Here is a 15,520-nt window from a genome sequence, read left to right as displayed (position 1 = left end):
TTCGAACCAGCGCATCACGGAGTCAAAGTCCGTTGCCTTACCGCTTGGCTATGGCCCAGCGATTGGTGTAATGGCGGTCCCGACGGGACTCGAACCCGCGATCTCCTGCGTGACAGGCAGGCATGTTAACCACTACACTACGGGACCGCAATCCGCGGGAAACCCCCGCGCTGTAAGTGACCCGTACGGGATTCGAACCCGTGTTACCGCCGTGAAAGGGCGGTGTCTTAACCACTTGACCAACGGGCCATGCGACTATCGAAAGTGGCGGAGAAGGCGGGATTTGAACCCGCGCGCCGTTAAGTCACGACCTAACGGTTTAGCAAACCGTCCCCTTCAGCCACTTGGGTACTTCTCCAAACACTGGCTCCGCAAGTAGGATTCGAACCTACGACCTACCGGTTAACAGCCGGTTGCTCTACCGCTGAGCTATTGCGGAATGATGAAGGAATTATGCTATACTTTACGATGTGCTCGTTACCTCTTCCCCTTCCAGATAATTCAAGGAGGCAAGATGCGTCGAGACAACTCGTAGTGAATTCGACGATGCTAATGCTCATCGTTGAACTATTGTGGAACGGCTCAGATTTCCTACACTTTCACAATCGACATTATCTATTATATTGAGCTGTCGACTCTTTGTCAACATGTTTTTTGCTGTTTGTTTCATCGCCGTTTGGCGACGGCTTTTATAATTTAGCATATGGCCAATTTAATTGTCAACCACTTTTTTTTGCAAAATGTGATACTGCTCTCTTTTCGAAGAGGACGTTCGCATATCCGTGCCGTGATACAAGAGCTCCATAAAAAGTTTCGTTTCCTTCGGGAAAGACACGGCGGATGTTCCTAATAGGGTTCGGCATAAGCAAGGAAGCGTTCAACGGCGTTGGTTCGCTAGTTTAAGCCGCCCGCGGCAGTTCCCGCAGACGTAGCGGGCGGTGTTCATGCGCTTTTTTCGAGTGTACGTCAGGCCGCAAGATGTGCAAATGTATGTATAGATCGTTTTCGACCTGTCTGTTTTTTGGCCGATTGGACGACAATAGCGAGGCGCCCCCACTTTTTGCAGCAGTTCGCGGAAGTCGCGGTCGCGATGGCGGTAGCCTTTTCCCTCAAGGTGCAAGTGGTAATGGCAAAGCTCATGTTTGATAATGGCGATCAATTCTTCCTCGCCGAACTGCTCGTAATGTTTTTGATTGAGCTCAATGTTATGCGTCTGCAACATGTAGCGCCCGCCGGTGGTGCGCAAACGAGGGTTGAAGAAAGCGGTATGGCGGAACGGCTTGCCAAATGTGCTTATGGAAATTTGTTCAACGAGCGCTTGCAAGCGTTTTTGATCCATGACAGGCGCCCCCCTTTTATGTTTTCAGCACAGGACAATGCGCAGCTACATACATTATATACTACCTTTCCGTATGTTAGGGAGGTGACTGTTTTGCCTACGTGGCTAAAAAATCAGATGAGACGAGCCTATTATGAGAAAAATCTTGATCAAATTAAGCTGTTAAACCAATGCTGGTTTTTTTATCAAAGGAAGCACTGTCCGTAACATATGTTTGAGGCTGTCCCTGCTGTTCATTGGGCAGTACGGGACAGCCTCTCCAGCTTATTCCGGCGGAAGCATCGATAATGAAATTCTTCCTTTCGCTGCATCAACCCTTTCCACCCACACTTTGACGACGTCGCCGACGGAGACGACATCAAGCGGATGGCGGACGTATTGTTTGCTTAGCTTGGAAATGTGCACGAGCCCGTCCTGTTTGACGCCGATGTCGACAAAGGCGCCGAAGTCGACGACGTTGCGCACCGTTCCTTCGAGCTCCATGCCTGGCTTTAAGTCTTCCATTTTCAAAACGTCTTTTCGCAATATCGGCTTGGGCAGCTCGTCGCGCGGGTCGCGCTCTGGGCGGCACAACGCGTCAATGATGTCGCGGAGCGTCAGTTCCCCGATGCCGAATTCGGATGCCGCTGCTTTCACATCGATGGCTTGCAGCGCTTGGCGAAGCTCATTGCTGCCGATGGCGGCGGTTGTAAATCCTAACTTTTGCAACAACTGCTTCACTTCCGCGTACCGCTCGGGGTGAATCGGCGTGCGGTCAAGCGGCTCGTCGCCGTCGACAATGCGCAAAAACCCGATGCATTGCTCATACGTTTTCGCCCCAAGACGCGGGATCGTTTTCAGCTCCTCGCGGCTGCGGAATTTCCCTTGCTCTTCGCGGCGTTTGACAATGTTTTCGGAGACGGTTTTCGTCAGTCCCGAGACGTATTGGAGCAGCGAAACGGACGCCGTGTTGACGTTGACGCCGACTTGATTGACGACCGTCTCCACGACGAAACGGAGCGACTCCGCCAGCTTTTTTTGCGACACATCGTGCTGGTATTGGCCGACGCCAACCGATTTCGGGTCAATCTTCACCAGTTCGGCGAGCGGGTCTTGGACGCGGCGGGCGATTGAGACGGCGCTCCGCTCTTCAACTTGCAAGTCGGGAAACTCGGCGCGTGCAAGGTCGGAAGCCGAGTAGACGCTCGCTCCTGCTTCATTGACAATCAAATAAAAGATATCGCGTTGCACATGCTTCAGCGTGTCGGCGACAAACTGTTCAGTTTCCCGAGAGGCTGTTCCGTTGCCGATGGCGATCATATCCACATGATAGTCGTCAAGTAAACGAAGAATCTTTGTCCTCGCTTCATCCTTTTTCTCTTGCGGCGGGTGTGGGTAAATGACATCGATATGAAGCAGCTTCCCTGTTTCATCAACAACGGCAAGCTTGCATCCCGTTCGGTAGGCTGGGTCGATACCGAGCACCGTTTTTCCTTTCAATGGCGGCTGAAGAAGCAGTTTGCGTAAATTCTCGGCAAAAATATGGATCGCCCGCTCTTCCGCTTTCTCCGTCAACTCGTTGCGGATGTCGCGCTCAATGGCGGGCTCCATCAGCCGTTTGTATCCGTCTTCCACCGCTTCAGCCACGAGCCGGGCGGCCGGGGACGCCTCGTTGACGATCGTTTGCCGCTGCAAATAGCGGATGATTTCTTCGGCAGGGGCTTGGACCGAGACGCGCAGCACCTCCTCTTTTTCGCCGCGGTTCAGCGCCAAGACACGATGGGGGACGATTTTCGCCACAGGTTCTTCGTAGTCGTAATACATCTCGTATACGTTTTTTTCGTCCTTCTCCGACGCCTTCGCGGTGGACACGATCATCCCTTTCCGCCACGTCTGTTCCCGCGCCCATTGACGAAGAGCGGCATCGTCGGCCACCCGCTCGGCGATGATGTCCTTCGCCCCTTGCAGCGCCTCGTCTGCCGTTGCGACCCCTTTTTCTGTGTCAATGAACGCCCGGGCCTGCTCTTCCGGAGTTGGGGCGGCAGGGCAGGAAAGAAGCCAATCGGCAAGCGGCTCAAGCCCTTTTTCTTTCGCAATCGTCGCCTTCGTGCGCCGCTTTTGCCGGTACGGGCGGTACAAATCTTCGACTTGCTGCAGTTTCGTGGCGCTGATAATCGCGTTTTTCAGCTCTTCGGTCAATTTCCCTTGCTCATCGATCAGCCGAATGACTTCTTCTTTCCGCTGCTCTAAATGCTGCAAATACTCCCAGCGCTCAAGCACCGCACGAATTTGCACTTCATCGAGCGCACCCGTCATCTCTTTCCGGTAGCGGGCGATAAATGGAATCGTATTTCCTTCCTGATGCAGGCTGATGACGTTTTCAACTTGTTTGGCTGCCAGCCGTTGTTCATCAGCGATCGTTTGAATCAAACGCTGTTCAATCGCCAACACGTTCCCTCCTTATGCACAGCCTTGCACGTTCTCCCATCTACACTCGCTCCTGAAAATGAGCAATGTTTGCAAACAGCTACCCGCTAGACCGTCTCTGCGTATTCCACACTTCGGCCGCCTTCCGAAGACGGCAAACGACGTTTCTTCACGCAACATATTCCCGTTAGCACGATGTCCCAGCCGCAACCGCACCGCAATCCGGACGCACCCGCTGATCTTTTGTCCATTCGAAGCAAGAGGAAGCCATCATTCCCCGCCGGTTGCACCGAGCTTGGGCAGGGAGAGAGTTCCGGACCGGGGATGACAAAAAAAGAGCTACTTATTCGTAGCCTCTTTGTGAAAGAATACACATAAATGCCAATAGAGGGGACAGACCGTTCCATGAGCCGATCTGCCCGTTTGGCCGGTGAGCCGACATCGCTGCCATGAGACGTTGCGCACCCATGCTGCTTCCACGCGCATCGATTGATCTTCCCACAGCAACACTTGCTGTTTTGGCGTCCCTCACGCTGAAGCGGAAAGATTTCCTTGCGCTTGCTTCAAAAGTCGATCAGCCCTAAGCTGATTTGCAGCGCTTCATCGACTTTGTCCATCATCTCATCATCCAGATGGGTGATTTTGTCAGTCAGCCGCTGCTTATCAATCGTACGGATTTGTTCAAGCAAAATGACCGAGTCCCGCTCAAACCCGTAGCGCTTCGCATCGATCTCGACATGCGTCGGCAGCTTTGCCTTTTGGATTTGCGCCGTGATCGCCGCTACAATAACCGTTGGACTGAAGCGATTGCCGATATCGTTTTGGATCACCAACACGGGGCGGACGCCGCCCTGCTCTGAGCCAACAACCGGGGAAAGGTCCGCAAAATACACGTCGCCACGTTTGACAATCAAAGCATTACCCCCCGCTAACTAAGCGTTCAACGGTGTGATCGGCCTCGTATTCAGCATGAAACGCTTCAGAAGCAATAGATAAATTGATTTTCGCCATTTCCATGTAGCCACGTCTCATCGCTTCGCGAATTTGCCGCTTTTTCCGCTCCCGGATATACATTTTCGTCGCCTGGTAAATAAGTTCATTGCGATTGCCGTTCTCCTGTTTGACGAGGACGTCGAGCTCCGTCAGCAGCGACTGCGGCAAACGAACGATGATTTCCGTCGTTGCGCCAGATTCCGACACAAATATACACCTCCACGAACTGCAGCCATTCATTGCTTCCACTTCATGATACCATTAAACAACGGCGCTGCAAAGTCATTTCTCCATTTTCTATCCTTTGTCTTTTGAAGCAGATTATGCACTGCTTTCCCCGCGGCCAATGGCGTTTCTCACTTCCATTATACGCTTATGGCGGAAAAAAATACGGGGCACTCGATAACTGATCGTGCAAGGCACTTCGTAGTTGATCGTTTCCAAATGGCGAGCGACATCATCAATGGAAATTACCTCGTCCCCTTGGCGACCAATCAGTGTCACCTTCGTGCCGACCGGCAGCGGACCAGGCAGGCGGATCATGCACTGGTCCATGCAAATGCGGCCGACAATCGGCGCCTTTTGTCCGTCAACAAGGACATGAAAGTGCTGCAGGCGGCGGAGCCAGCCGTCCGCATAGCCGATCGGAATCGTCCCGATCCACTCCTCCGTCTGCGCAGTGTACGTCGCACCATAGCTCACCTTTTCGCCTGGTTGCAGTTTTTTGACGTGTACGAGGCGGCTATGGAGCGAAAATGCTTCTTTTAATGGATACGGCAGCAGCGGCTTGATGCCGGGCGACGGGGCAAGCCCATACATGGCAATGCCGAAGCGGACCATATTGAACGTCCGGTCAGGGAAACGGAGCGACGCTGCGCTGTTGGCGCAATGGACGAGCGGCGGGCGCGACGGCAGCCATTCGAGCATGTGCAAAAAACGGGTATACTGATAGGAAAAATAATCGGTGTTCACCTCATCCGCAGTCGCAAAATGCGTGTACACCCCTTCAAGCACAAAATGCGGATGGCGCTCAATCAGCGCTACGATTCGTTTCGTCTCTTCCTCGTCTTTCACTCCAAGCCGTCCCATGCCGGTGTCCATTTTCAAATGGAAATGAATAGGAAAAGGGCCGCTGTAAAGGGCGGACGCTTCTTCCAACCAGTCGGAGCGGAACACGGTCAGGGCAATGCGCTGCTGGGCGGCCAGCGCCGCATCAGCTGGACGGGAAGCCCCGAGAACTAGAATCGGCGCTTCGATTCCTTTTTCCCTTAAAGCGAGCGCCTCATCCAAAAAGGCAACCGCCAGGCGGGAGGCCCCCGCTTCGAGCGCTGTCCTTGCCACCTGCACATCCCCATGTCCATAGGCGTTCGCCTTCACGACCGCCATAATGTGCGTGTCGTCCGGCAGCAAACGGCGCAAATTCGCCACATTGTCGTAAATGGCGTCCAAATCCACTTCCGCCCACGTATCGCGATGAAAGTCGTTCATGGTTTCTCGCTGCCTTTCCTGTTGCGCAAACTTGAAAGCGCTCGAAATCATTTTTGTCCTTTTTTAGTTTACCATGCCATTGCGGAAGAAGGAATAGGGGAAAGCGTACAAAGACAGTGAAAAACGTTGGACGGGCGCTGCGGTTGGCTGCACCGGTGCCGCAACTCCAATCGGGCAATAGAAAAAAGACGGCTCCCCTGCTTTCGGAAGCGGGGAGACACGCCTTTTTTTCGGATGGCATCGTTATTTTGCCGCTTTTTCCTGCACTGTGCTGGCCACCATTATCATTTCTTGTGGAGTCAAATCGTCCGAGGCGAGCGTAAACTCCACCCCGTTGTACGACCATGTCAGCGTTCGATCGGTGAGAGCGCCGACGGTGAAGCCTAAATCGACGGGATCGCCGTTCACCAAGACGGGCATGCTCGTTGCCGGAAGCACTTCCGCTTTTTCTTGAACGAGCGTAAATGATTTTTTGCCGCCAAACGTCATAATCACTCGTTTGCCACTCTCACTTTTGACCTCTTTTTCCTCGAGCATTTTCACTCCTTCAGGCAGCCGGCTCAAATCAGGGTACATGACTTCCATCACTTGTTCTTTTCCTGCGGCCATCGTTGGCACCTCAAGACGCGCCCCGGTCATGTTTTTGGACGTGTCGAACGCATCGTCATCAAACTTTTTGTTAAATTCAACATTGGAGAATTCGACCGTCAACAATGCTTTCCGGTCGGTATCCATCACTTTGACCGAGACCGGCGCCAAATCTTTTTTGCGCAGTGTAATCTCCTGTGTTGGGACGACCTCACTGTTCGGGTAGTTCGTTTTTGTCTCGAACACGTAATAATTTTTCGTTTCCTTAAACTTTGCCTTTGGATCGCTCAAAATGTCTTTGACGAGCGATTCGTACAAATACGCTTGGCTGCTGTTTTTCGGCCAATCGCTGACAAACTTGAAGCTTTTGTTGAGGGCGGGTGTAAAGACGAATACCCCCTCATCATTGCGCAAAATCACTTGGCTTTGCCCTTTGTCGGCGTTTTTCAAGCTGACGCGGTAGTACGACGGCTGCTTATGCCACACTTCCACATGGTATACTTGCGGCTCGGCGCCGGTGTGGAACGTCATTTTCGTTTCCGCTTGGTAACCTGTCATCTCATCCATCTTTTCATTCAGCGCCTTGAACACTTCCTCCTGCGATTTGGATCCGCAGCCAGCTAACACAAATAGAAAGATGATGCCGACCAATGCCATAAGCACCTTTCTGCCCATCGCTTCAACCCCTTTGCCTCATATATCGGTTTCTGTCCATGCACTACAATATATGAGACAACACCCGGGAATATGCAGACTAGCTATGACAAAGATCGAACGGCTTGAATGGTTCCAACCGCTCGATGACGACTTGGGCAACCGCATAATCGCGGCTATGGGAAATGGAAAGATGAACGACTTCGCGGTCGCAGTCAGCAGCAATGCGCGGTTTCCCGTAGGCATCTGTGGCGATTTCAATATCCTGAAATGACAAATGCCGTCCAATTCCTGTCCCGAGCGCTTTGGCGTACGCTTCCTTCGCCGCAAACCGTCCGGCGAGAAATTCCACCTGCCGGGCAGGCGGCAACTCATCAAACTGCGCCTTCTCCCGCGGCGTTAAAATCCGCTCCGGGAGTTTGCGGCTGCGGGCAAGGATGGACCGAATGCGCTCCAATTCCACAATGTCAATGCCGATGCCAATGATCATCGCGTTCCCCCCTGCTATCGGTTTGCCGGCCGCGGACAAATTTTTTCCGGCCGTCGCGCATAAGATGGCTTATAGCAATACATATGTTTGGTTTCCTGCCAAGAAAGGAGGCTCGTTCATGTTTCACCGTACCGGGGACGGTCGGCCGCTGCCTCGCCTTTGCCCCGCCGTATTCATCCTGTTGCTCGTCCATGTTGGCTTATGGGGGTTGTTCACGCTTCCTCTTCCGGCGCTTGAGCCAGTCTGGCAGAGCATCGTCGGAACGAACGGCGCCATCCGCCATGGGGAGTATTGGTGGCTTGTCAGCCCGCTTTTATTGCACCTCGATTTCGACCATTTAGCCGCAAACAGCCTCTCCTTATGGTTGTTCGGCTCGTGGCTCGAGCAAGCGCTTGGGAAAAGGAAGTTTTTGCTTCTTTATATCGGGGGAGGCGTCGGCGCCAACCTTGCCACCGCCTTGCTTCTTCCGCCGATGTACAGCCATGTTGGGGCGTCGGGCGCCATTTTCTCCTTATTTGGCATGTACAGCTATCTCGCCCTTTTTCGCCGCGACCTCATCGCCCCCCGGCACGCCCAGTTGCTGTTGGCCGCTATGGCCATCAACCTGTTGCTCGGCTTGATGGAGCCGGACGGCAACCTCATCGCCCATCTGTTCGGCTTTGTCACCGGCGGGCTGCTCGCTCCGTTTTTGACCGTCCGCCCCGAGCCGCCGCCGTTTCATGTCGCCCGGCCATGAAAAAACGGCGCTTAATGCGCCGTAATCCGCCGTTTTTTCGTCCGTCCGCGCGCGGAGCCGTCCGGGCGGCCGCCCCGTTTTTTCTCCCGCTTGACCGCTAATGGCGGCTCTTCGGTCAGTTTTACCGGCGTAGTATCCGGCTCGCGCGTCAACATTTTCAAGCAGGCGGCGACAAGCGTCACCGAATCATGCTCTTCCAGCAGCTCCTCGGCGGCCCGCTTGTAAAACGACAAGTTTTCCGTTTCCGCCACATTGAGAAGCTTCTCAATGGCAATGCGCTGTTGGCCTTCCAGCGCCTCATCGAGCGTTGGCGGCTTCATCCGCTCCACTTTCCGCTTCGTCGTCCGCTCAATATGGCGAAGTTGGCCGATCTCCCTTGGCGTGACAAACGTCATCGCCACACCCATTTTCCCGGCGCGACCTGTCCGCCCGATCCGATGGACGTAGCTTTCCGGATCCTGCGGGATGTCGAAGTTATATACGTGCGTCACGCCGGAAATATCCAATCCACGCGCGGCAACGTCGGTTGCGACTAAAATTTCGATCGATCCTTCTTTAAACTTGCGCAACACCGACAGGCGCTTCGCCTGGCTTAAATCGCCGTGGATGCCTTCCGCCGCATAACCGCGCAAGTTGAGCGCCTCGGCAAGCTCATCGACGCGCCGCTTCGTGCGGCCGAACACGATCGCAAGCTCCGGCGCCTGAATATCGAGAAGCCGCGTCAAAATGTCAAATTTCTTTTTCTCGTGCACTTCTAAGTAGTACTGTTGAATGTTCGGCACGGTCATCTCTTTCGCCTTGACCTTCACGAGCTCCGGTTCATTCATGAACCTCTCGGCGATGCGGCGGATCGGGTCCGGCATCGTTGCGGAAAACAGGAGCGTCTGCCGACCGGTCGGCACATGGCTTAAAATCGCTTCAATGTCCTCGATAAACCCCATGTTGAGCATCTCGTCCGCCTCATCGAGCACGACGGTATGCACGTGCTCAAGACGCAGCGTGCCGCGGTTGATATGGTCAAGAATGCGGCCCGGCGTGCCGACGATGACGTGCGGATGTTTTTTCAAGGCGCGAATTTGCCGTTCAATATCTTGTCCTCCATAAATCGGCAGGACGCGCACCCGCTTCACCGCGCCGATTTTATACAGCTCTTCCGACACTTGAATGGCGAGCTCCCGCGTCGGCGCGACAACGAGCGCTTGAACGGCGCCGTTTTTTACGTCCACTTTTTCCACAATCGGAATACCAAACGCCGCCGTTTTCCCAGTTCCGGTTTGCGCTTGGCCAATGACATCTTTGTTTTGCAGGCTGAGCGGGATCGTTTTTGCCTGAATCGGGGTCGTTTCTTCAAATCCCATCCGCTCGACAGCTTTCATCACTTCTTGACTTAATCCTAGTTCTTGGAATGTCGTCAATGTTATCCAAACTCCTTAAATTCAAAATCGTCCCTGATTCGTGAGAAAGGTTTGACAGTTATCATACCATGTTATGCGGTGATTTGCAATGATGGGCATGGGCAGCGCGCAAAAATGTTTCCACCTCAGCAAACAGAACGTGCCGATCGATACTATGACAAACATGATGGAACGAATTGGGCAAAAGCAACAGCTTTTTTTCCGCCGATCCAATCTGCTCATATAAATAATAGGCGCTTTTTAGCGGCACGATCCCATCTTTTTCTCCTTGCACAATGAGCGCGGGTGCCGCGACGCGCGGAAGTCGGGGACGCACATCGCGGACGAGTTTGCGAAACTCCCTGACAGCTGAAAACGGCGTCGCCATCATTTTGTTTCGATAGCGGAGAAACAGTGGGTGCTCCCGCGCTCCTTTCCATCCATTGGCAAACATCTCGCGGATGTCGCGCCATAATTGGCGCGGGTTGACATAGTAAAACTCACATTTCGCACCTTGAATAAAAATTCAAAATAAACCTGATTTCATCGAATAAAAATTAGTTATTTTACAATATCTGTATAAAAGTTTATTTTTATGCGAATATTTTGGTCATTTTTTGTATATTATGCAAAGGTTGCGAAATATGAGGTAAAACGCAGCGCTTAGCAGCACGAGTTTGGCGACCGGGTATTTTTCCGCCAAGTAGACGGCGATCACTCCACCCATTGAAAACCCAATGACATACACCACACTGCAACGGTGATGGAGCGCTAAAAACGCTTGTTCCGCCGCTGCGATCCATTGGTCGTATGTAATTCCTTTCAACCGCAGTTCGCTTCCGTGGCCCGGCAAGGTCGGCGTTTCGATCATCCAATCGGTCCGCTCTCGCAAATAATCGGCCAGCGGCGCCACTTCTTCTGGACTTCCCGTAAACCCGTGAATACATAAACAGCCGATCATCATTTCCACCCCCGCCCGAATGAAAAGCGGCGCCTGTGACGCCGCTTTTAGTTTCTCTCGGGTTGCTTGATGTTACACCCAATATCGAAGCAACTCTTCCAATTTCATGCCGCGCGATGCTTTCAATAAAACAATGTCATCCGAAGTCGCGACGGAACGCACGGCCTCGGCCAACGCTGCTTTATCGTCGAACTCCCTCACCCGTCCATCATCAAAAAATGGGGCGGCCGCCGCGGCGATATGGTGCGAAAGCGGCCCGTAAGTGAACACATAGTCCACCATTCCCGGCCGCAGCACCTCCCCGATCTCTCGATGAAACGCCACTTCTTCGTCACCAAGCTCCAACATATCGCCCAATACGGCGATTTTTTGCCGGTAGCCGCCTAATTCCCCAAGCAGCGTCAAGGCGGCGCGCATCGATGTCGGGCTAGCATTGTAGGCGTCATTAATGACGGTAAAGCCATATTTCGTCTTGACGACTTCCGTACGCATGCGCGTCACTTGCAGGCGGGAGAGAGACGCATCAATGCCTTCCCAATCGACGCCAAAAAAGCGGGCTACCGCGATGGCTGCGAGCGCGTTGTATACGTGATGTTTTCCCAACACCGGCATAAAGAGCGTCCGACCCGGAAGCACGTTAATGGCAAATGACGTCCCCCCCGCTTCAATGCACACATCGGTCGGGTAGTAGTCGTTTTCCGCTCCCGCTCCAAATGTCACGACGTGGCGGGGAAGAGATAAATGCGGGACCCGCTCGGCCAACAGCGGTTCGTCGCCATGGTAGACGAACAAGCCATCGTGGTGCACCCCTTCCAAAATTTCCAATTTGGCTTTGGCGATGCCTTCCCGTGAACCAAGCTCTTGCAAATGTGATTCCCCGATGTTGGTAATGACGGCTGCATCCGGTTTGGCAATCAACGTGAGCCGCTCGATTTCGCCGAATCCGCTCATCCCCATTTCGACAACGGCAATCTCTGTGTCTTCCTCGAGCGAAAGCAGCGTCAACGGCACGCCGATATGATTGTTAAGGTTGCCTTCTGTTTTTTGCACGCGGTAGTTGGCCGCCAACAACGCAGCAATCATATCTTTTGTCGTCGTTTTGCCGTTGCTGCCGGTCACGCCAACCACTTTCAGCCCAAGCTGTTGGCGGTAACGGGCGGCAAGCCGCTGCAACGCCGAAAGGGTATCGTCAACGATAATCGCCGGAACACCTTCTGGCGGCGTCCCTTCCGCTTCCGCCCACAGCACTGCTGCCGCTCCTTTTTGCACCGCCTCGTTCACAAAGGCATGGCCGTTAAACTTCGCGCCAATAAGCGGAACGTACAAGTTGCCGGCTTGGATCGCTCTCGTGTCTGTCGATACACCGCTGACGGCAATCGTCTCCCATTCCGACTTCACGCACCGACCGCCTGACATCTCCGCAATTTGCCGCACCGTCCGTTTCATCATCCGCTTTCACCCTCTTTATTTTTCAAATGTGTACGTGATCGTCTGCTTTTCTTGATGCCGTTCCAACGCCAGCGCAATGAGGCGCTCGATCAGTTCCGGATACGGCACGCCGCTGTGCTGCCAAAGAAGCGGAAACATGCTGTACGGGGTAAATCCCGGCATCGTATTGATTTCGTTAATATACACAGTGCCATCTTCAGCGAGGAAAAAGTCGGCACGCACGAGCCCGGACAAGTCAAGTGCTTTAAACGCGGCAAGGGCCATTTCCTTAATCGTTTCATACTGCTCTGGCGTCACCTTAGCGGGAATAATCAGTTCCGTTTGTCCGTCTTCATATTTTGCCTCATAGTCGTAAAATTCCTTTTTTGGCACAATTTCTCCGACGACCGAACAAATCGGTTCATCATTGCCGATGACGCCGATCTCGATCTCCCGGCCGACGATCGCTTCTTCAATGATGATTTTCCGGTCATACTTAAACGCTTCGGCAAACGCCTTGTGCAAATCGCCGCGCTGTTTGCATTTCGAAATGCCGACGCTCGAACCGGCGTTGGCCGGCTTGACAAAGCACGGGTAGCCAAGCTCTTGTTCGATCCGGTCGTAAACGGCTTCCCCGCTTTTTTGCCAGTCATATTTGGTCACCGCCACATATTTCGCCTGGCGCAGCCCGGCTTGGGCAAACAAGTTTTTCATAATCACTTTATCCATGCCGACGGCCGAGGCAAGCACACCGTTGCCTACGTACGGGAGGTTTAACATTTCGAGCAGTCCTTGCACAGTTCCGTCTTCGCCGTTCGGCCCATGCAAAAGCGGGAAGATGACGTCAATCGTTTCCTCGCTGTCCGCAGACGACGATTCCGACGCCGGCACCTGGTTTAAAGATACCGGGATCATGGCCGTCGCTGTCGACGTGAACTGCAGCTGTTTCACTTCTTTGACCGGTCCGGTCAATCGCTTTCCTTTAATCCACTGCCCTTGTGGAGTAATGTAAATCGGAATCACATCAAACTTATGGGGATCGATGGCGTTCATCACTGCCATCGCCGTTGACAACGATACTTGATGCTCCGGCGACTTCCCGCCATACAACACTCCGACTCTCGTTTTCATCTTCGTTCCTCCTCTTTCCTTGGCCATCGTTCCTATTGTAACACGTTTCGCGCCCAACGGTCTGATATTTTATATGTACGGTGCAGCTTGTTTCGCTACTCTTGGGGCATCCACCCGGCACAAAAAAATGCTATCTAACGTCCGTTAGATGGCCCACGCTACGGGTGAAGCACACGCTGGGCGCGACGCCTCGGCATCGCCGCCACCATTTCGGCGAGCGCTTCCTGCCCCGTTTTCTCCACCCCGGCGAAATAGTCGGACACACGGCGGAAAAACCGGTTTTTCTCAACATCATCATTGAGCAGGCGCAACATGGCCCGCTCGCCGCGGTCTGGTTCAGCTAAATGGTAAATCAAGCCGTTCCGCTGCAAATATTGCAAATTGATGCGCTCCTGACCCGGCAGACAATCGATCGTAAACATCGGAATGCGTTTATGAAGCAGCTCGCTCACCGTCACTCCACCCGGCTTTGTCACCACCGCGTCCACCTCATCATACAGCCGGTTCATTTCTTCCGGGTCGGCAATGTACGGGAGCGGACGGATGTGCGGGAGATTCCAGCTGGAAATTTCGTCGTATAACTGGCGGTTGGCGCCGCATAGCACGGAATAGCGAAACAGCGTCGATGCCTGGGCCGCCCGCAAAAAGGCCATCATATTGCCAAGCCCTTGGCTTCCGCCGGCGACAAGTATATGGGCCGGCCACCTCTTTCGCCGCGTTTCCGTCGTGATCCGAAACGCATCATGAACCGGAATGCCTGTGACCACGATGCGCCCTTCGTCAATCCCGTATTTTGTGACCAGTTCCCATTTCGCCTCTGGATGGGGGACGAAGTGATAATCGATAAACCGTTTCCCCCAGACGCTGTTCATGAAAAAATCGGTATAGACGTTCACCACAGGAACAAACAACGCCTGTTTCCGCTTAAGCTGCTGCAAAATGCGAGACGGAAACGAGTGGGTGCAAACGATCAAATCCGGCCGTTCCTGCTCGAGCATTTTTTTCATTTTGCTTTCGAAATATGGCAGCCATGGCTCAAATGAAACAAACTCGAACCGCGGCGGCTCTTGATACATAAACGTTTTGTACACGCGATGATAGGAAGCGGGATGTGAACGAATCCAGCGCAAATACGCTTCTGACACCATTTTTTCCATCAGTTCATTGCAATAGCTCAAAAAATCGATTTTTTTGCTTTCGACCGCCGGAAACTGGCGCCGCAAAAAATCGATCAACGTATCCGCGACTTTATGGTGTCCCGTGTTCATTTGAAACAACGGCAAGAACAACACTTTCATCATCGATCGCACCCTTTAGCTTTCGAAAGATTTTTGCGCCTCCGCTGTCCGATCCACGCCGCAAGCAAAAACAGCAAAAACAACGCCAATCCGACAAGCGGGAAAGAAACGAGGGGAATATGGACATGCCGGCCGAGCAGCAGCCCAACGAACATCATCGGGGCGACCCATCCAGCCGTTCCAAGCGCTGCAAGCAGCAAAAACGGCCGAAACGGAAACCGGCTTACCCCCGCCATATACGGGAAGATTTGCCGGACGCCTGGCGCATAACAGCTGAACAAAATGCCCCATTTCCCATAACGGCGGAACCAAAGCTGAGCCCTCCCCCACCGCTCGTCCGTAATTCCCACGTATTTGCCGTACTTTTTCATAAACGGCGCCCCCCACCATCGTCCGGCGCCATACGCCGCCACCATGCCGGTCATCGCTCCTCCCCAGCATGACGCGAGCGACGGCCAAAGCAGCAGCTGCTCCTTGGCGACGATCAAACCGACGAAAAAAAGCAAACTTTCCTCCGGCGCTGGGATGCCGACAATGCCGCAAAATAAAAACAAAAACAGCGTCACATATCCGTACGACTGAACGTACGGCAACCATACACCTGTTTCCATGGC

Annotated in this window: 14 protein-coding genes, 4 tRNA genes and 2 pseudogenes; 2 read left to right on the top strand and 18 right to left on the bottom strand. The window is 53.4% G+C overall.

What is annotated here, in order from left to right; translation table 11 throughout:
* Positions 1-71: 71 nt before the first annotated feature.
* From IKE44_RS04455 to IKE44_RS04435, 5 genes are all read right to left on the bottom strand, one after another.
* Positions 72-147 (bottom strand) — tRNA-Asp (locus IKE44_RS04455).
* Between the two features lie 30 nt (positions 148-177).
* Positions 178-249: transfer RNA gene (locus tag IKE44_RS04450), tRNA-Glu, on the bottom strand.
* A 16-nt stretch (positions 250-265) separates the two neighbouring features.
* Positions 266-358: transfer RNA gene (locus IKE44_RS04445), tRNA-Ser, on the bottom strand.
* A gap of 6 nt (positions 359-364) precedes the next feature.
* Positions 365-439: transfer RNA gene (locus tag IKE44_RS04440), tRNA-Asn, on the bottom strand.
* Between the two features lie 438 nt (positions 440-877).
* Positions 878-1,339, bottom strand: coding sequence for a SprT family protein (locus IKE44_RS04435; RefSeq protein ID WP_033016555.1), 462 nt, complete (start codon positions 1,337-1,339; stop codon positions 878-880).
* 93 nt (positions 1,340-1,432) lie between these two features.
* Here IKE44_RS04435 and cmpA point away from each other — a divergent pair, with 93 nt between their 5' ends.
* Positions 1,433-1,546, top strand: a complete 114-nt coding sequence (gene cmpA, locus IKE44_RS04430) for a cortex morphogenetic protein CmpA (protein WP_121625977.1) — start codon at positions 1,433-1,435, stop codon at positions 1,544-1,546.
* Positions 1,547-1,603: 57 nt separating this feature from the next.
* On the opposite strand, the gene IKE44_RS04425 is transcribed toward cmpA, so the two are convergent.
* From IKE44_RS04425 to acpS, 6 genes are all read right to left on the bottom strand, one after another.
* A complete protein-coding gene (locus IKE44_RS04425; RefSeq protein ID WP_049624463.1) occupies positions 1,604-3,766 on the bottom strand; it encodes a Tex family protein in 2,163 nt (720 codons plus the stop codon).
* 542 nt (positions 3,767-4,308) lie between these two features.
* On the bottom strand, positions 4,309-4,659 hold the full coding sequence (ndoA, locus tag IKE44_RS04420) for a type II toxin-antitoxin system endoribonuclease NdoA (protein ID WP_003253417.1): 351 nt from the start codon (positions 4,657-4,659) through the stop codon (positions 4,309-4,311).
* Positions 4,660-4,663: 4 nt separating this feature from the next.
* The gene (locus tag IKE44_RS04415) at positions 4,664-4,945 is read right to left on the bottom strand and encodes a CopG family ribbon-helix-helix protein (protein WP_033010302.1); all 282 of its coding nucleotides are present in this window, start codon (positions 4,943-4,945) and stop codon (positions 4,664-4,666) included.
* Positions 4,946-5,059: 114 nt separating this feature from the next.
* Positions 5,060-6,226, bottom strand: a complete 1,167-nt coding sequence (alr, locus tag IKE44_RS04410; protein ID WP_033016557.1) for an alanine racemase — start codon at positions 6,224-6,226, stop codon at positions 5,060-5,062.
* Positions 6,227-6,469: 243 nt separating this feature from the next.
* Complete coding sequence (locus IKE44_RS04405) at positions 6,470-7,489, bottom strand: LolA family protein (protein WP_033016553.1); 1,020 nt, start codon at positions 7,487-7,489, stop codon at positions 6,470-6,472.
* 79 nt (positions 7,490-7,568) lie between these two features.
* Positions 7,569-7,958 carry a holo-ACP synthase gene (gene acpS / locus IKE44_RS04400; RefSeq protein ID WP_033010299.1) on the bottom strand — a complete coding sequence of 130 codons (390 nt, stop codon included), beginning with the start codon at positions 7,956-7,958 and terminating at the stop codon, positions 7,569-7,571.
* A 118-nt stretch (positions 7,959-8,076) separates the two neighbouring features.
* On the opposite strand from acpS, the gene IKE44_RS04395 reads away from it, so the two are divergent.
* Positions 8,077-8,694 (top strand): rhomboid family intramembrane serine protease, encoded by a 618-nt coding sequence (locus IKE44_RS04395; RefSeq protein ID WP_287465120.1) that lies wholly within the window; start codon positions 8,077-8,079, stop codon positions 8,692-8,694.
* Positions 8,695-8,705: 11 nt separating this feature from the next.
* Here the strand turns inward: IKE44_RS04395 and cshA are convergent, their stop codons facing one another.
* The 7 genes and pseudogenes from cshA to IKE44_RS04360 form a co-directional block, all read right to left on the bottom strand.
* Entirely contained in the window at positions 8,706-10,109 is a 1,404-nt protein-coding gene (cshA, locus tag IKE44_RS04390; protein ID WP_287465118.1) for a degradosome RNA helicase CshA, read from the bottom strand.
* 61 nt (positions 10,110-10,170) lie between these two features.
* Positions 10,171-10,587 (bottom strand): annotated as a pseudogene (locus tag IKE44_RS04385) (alpha/beta hydrolase); the annotation flags it as partial.
* Between the two features lie 156 nt (positions 10,588-10,743).
* A pseudogene (locus tag IKE44_RS04380) lies at positions 10,744-11,049 on the bottom strand (alpha/beta hydrolase); the annotation flags it as partial.
* Positions 11,050-11,121: 72 nt separating this feature from the next.
* Entirely contained in the window at positions 11,122-12,498 is a 1,377-nt protein-coding gene (locus tag IKE44_RS04375; protein ID WP_033016545.1) for a UDP-N-acetylmuramoyl-tripeptide--D-alanyl-D-alanine ligase, read from the bottom strand.
* Positions 12,499-12,513: 15 nt separating this feature from the next.
* A complete protein-coding gene (locus IKE44_RS04370) occupies positions 12,514-13,608 on the bottom strand; it encodes a D-alanine--D-alanine ligase (RefSeq protein WP_064213530.1) in 1,095 nt (364 codons plus the stop codon).
* A gap of 158 nt (positions 13,609-13,766) precedes the next feature.
* A complete protein-coding gene (locus tag IKE44_RS04365; RefSeq protein WP_049624465.1) occupies positions 13,767-14,909 on the bottom strand; it encodes an MGDG synthase family glycosyltransferase in 1,143 nt (380 codons plus the stop codon).
* The gene (locus IKE44_RS04360; protein ID WP_049624466.1) at positions 14,906-15,517 is read right to left on the bottom strand and encodes a DedA family protein; all 612 of its coding nucleotides are present in this window, start codon (positions 15,515-15,517) and stop codon (positions 14,906-14,908) included. The genes IKE44_RS04365 and IKE44_RS04360 overlap by 4 nt, the downstream gene beginning before the upstream one ends.
* Positions 15,518-15,520 lie beyond the last annotated feature (3 nt).

The sequence above is a fragment of the Geobacillus sp. genome, from assembly GCF_017515625.1.
GTDB lineage: Bacteria > Bacillota > Bacilli > Bacillales > Anoxybacillaceae > Geobacillus > Geobacillus stearothermophilus.
This window is presented reverse-complemented; position numbering and strand designations above follow the sequence as displayed.

What these genes read in the sequence shown, in the direction of transcription:
- IKE44_RS04435 (WP_033016555.1), bottom strand. Translation starts at nt 1,339, where the DNA reads ATGGATCAAAAACGCTTGCAAGCGCTCGTTGAACAAATTTCCATAAGC.
- IKE44_RS04370 (WP_064213530.1), bottom strand. Translation starts at nt 13,608, where the DNA reads ATGAAAACGAGAGTCGGAGTGTTGTATGGCGGGAAGTCGCCGGAGCAT.
- alr (WP_033016557.1), bottom strand. Translation starts at nt 6,226, where the DNA reads ATGAACGACTTTCATCGCGATACGTGGGCGGAAGTGGATTTGGACGCC.
- acpS (WP_033010299.1), bottom strand. Translation starts at nt 7,958, where the DNA reads ATGATCATTGGCATCGGCATTGACATTGTGGAATTGGAGCGCATTCGG.
- IKE44_RS04405 (WP_033016553.1), bottom strand. Translation starts at nt 7,489, where the DNA reads ATGGGCAGAAAGGTGCTTATGGCATTGGTCGGCATCATCTTTCTATTT.
- IKE44_RS04365 (WP_049624465.1), bottom strand. Translation starts at nt 14,909, where the DNA reads ATGATGAAAGTGTTGTTCTTGCCGTTGTTTCAAATGAACACGGGACAC.
- IKE44_RS04395 (WP_287465120.1), top strand. Translation starts at nt 8,077, where the DNA reads ATGTTTCACCGTACCGGGGACGGTCGGCCGCTGCCTCGCCTTTGCCCC.
- IKE44_RS04360 (WP_049624466.1), bottom strand. Translation starts at nt 15,517, where the DNA reads ATGGAAACAGGTGTATGGTTGCCGTACGTTCAGTCGTACGGATATGTG.
- IKE44_RS04375 (WP_033016545.1), bottom strand. Translation starts at nt 12,498, where the DNA reads ATGATGAAACGGACGGTGCGGCAAATTGCGGAGATGTCAGGCGGTCGG.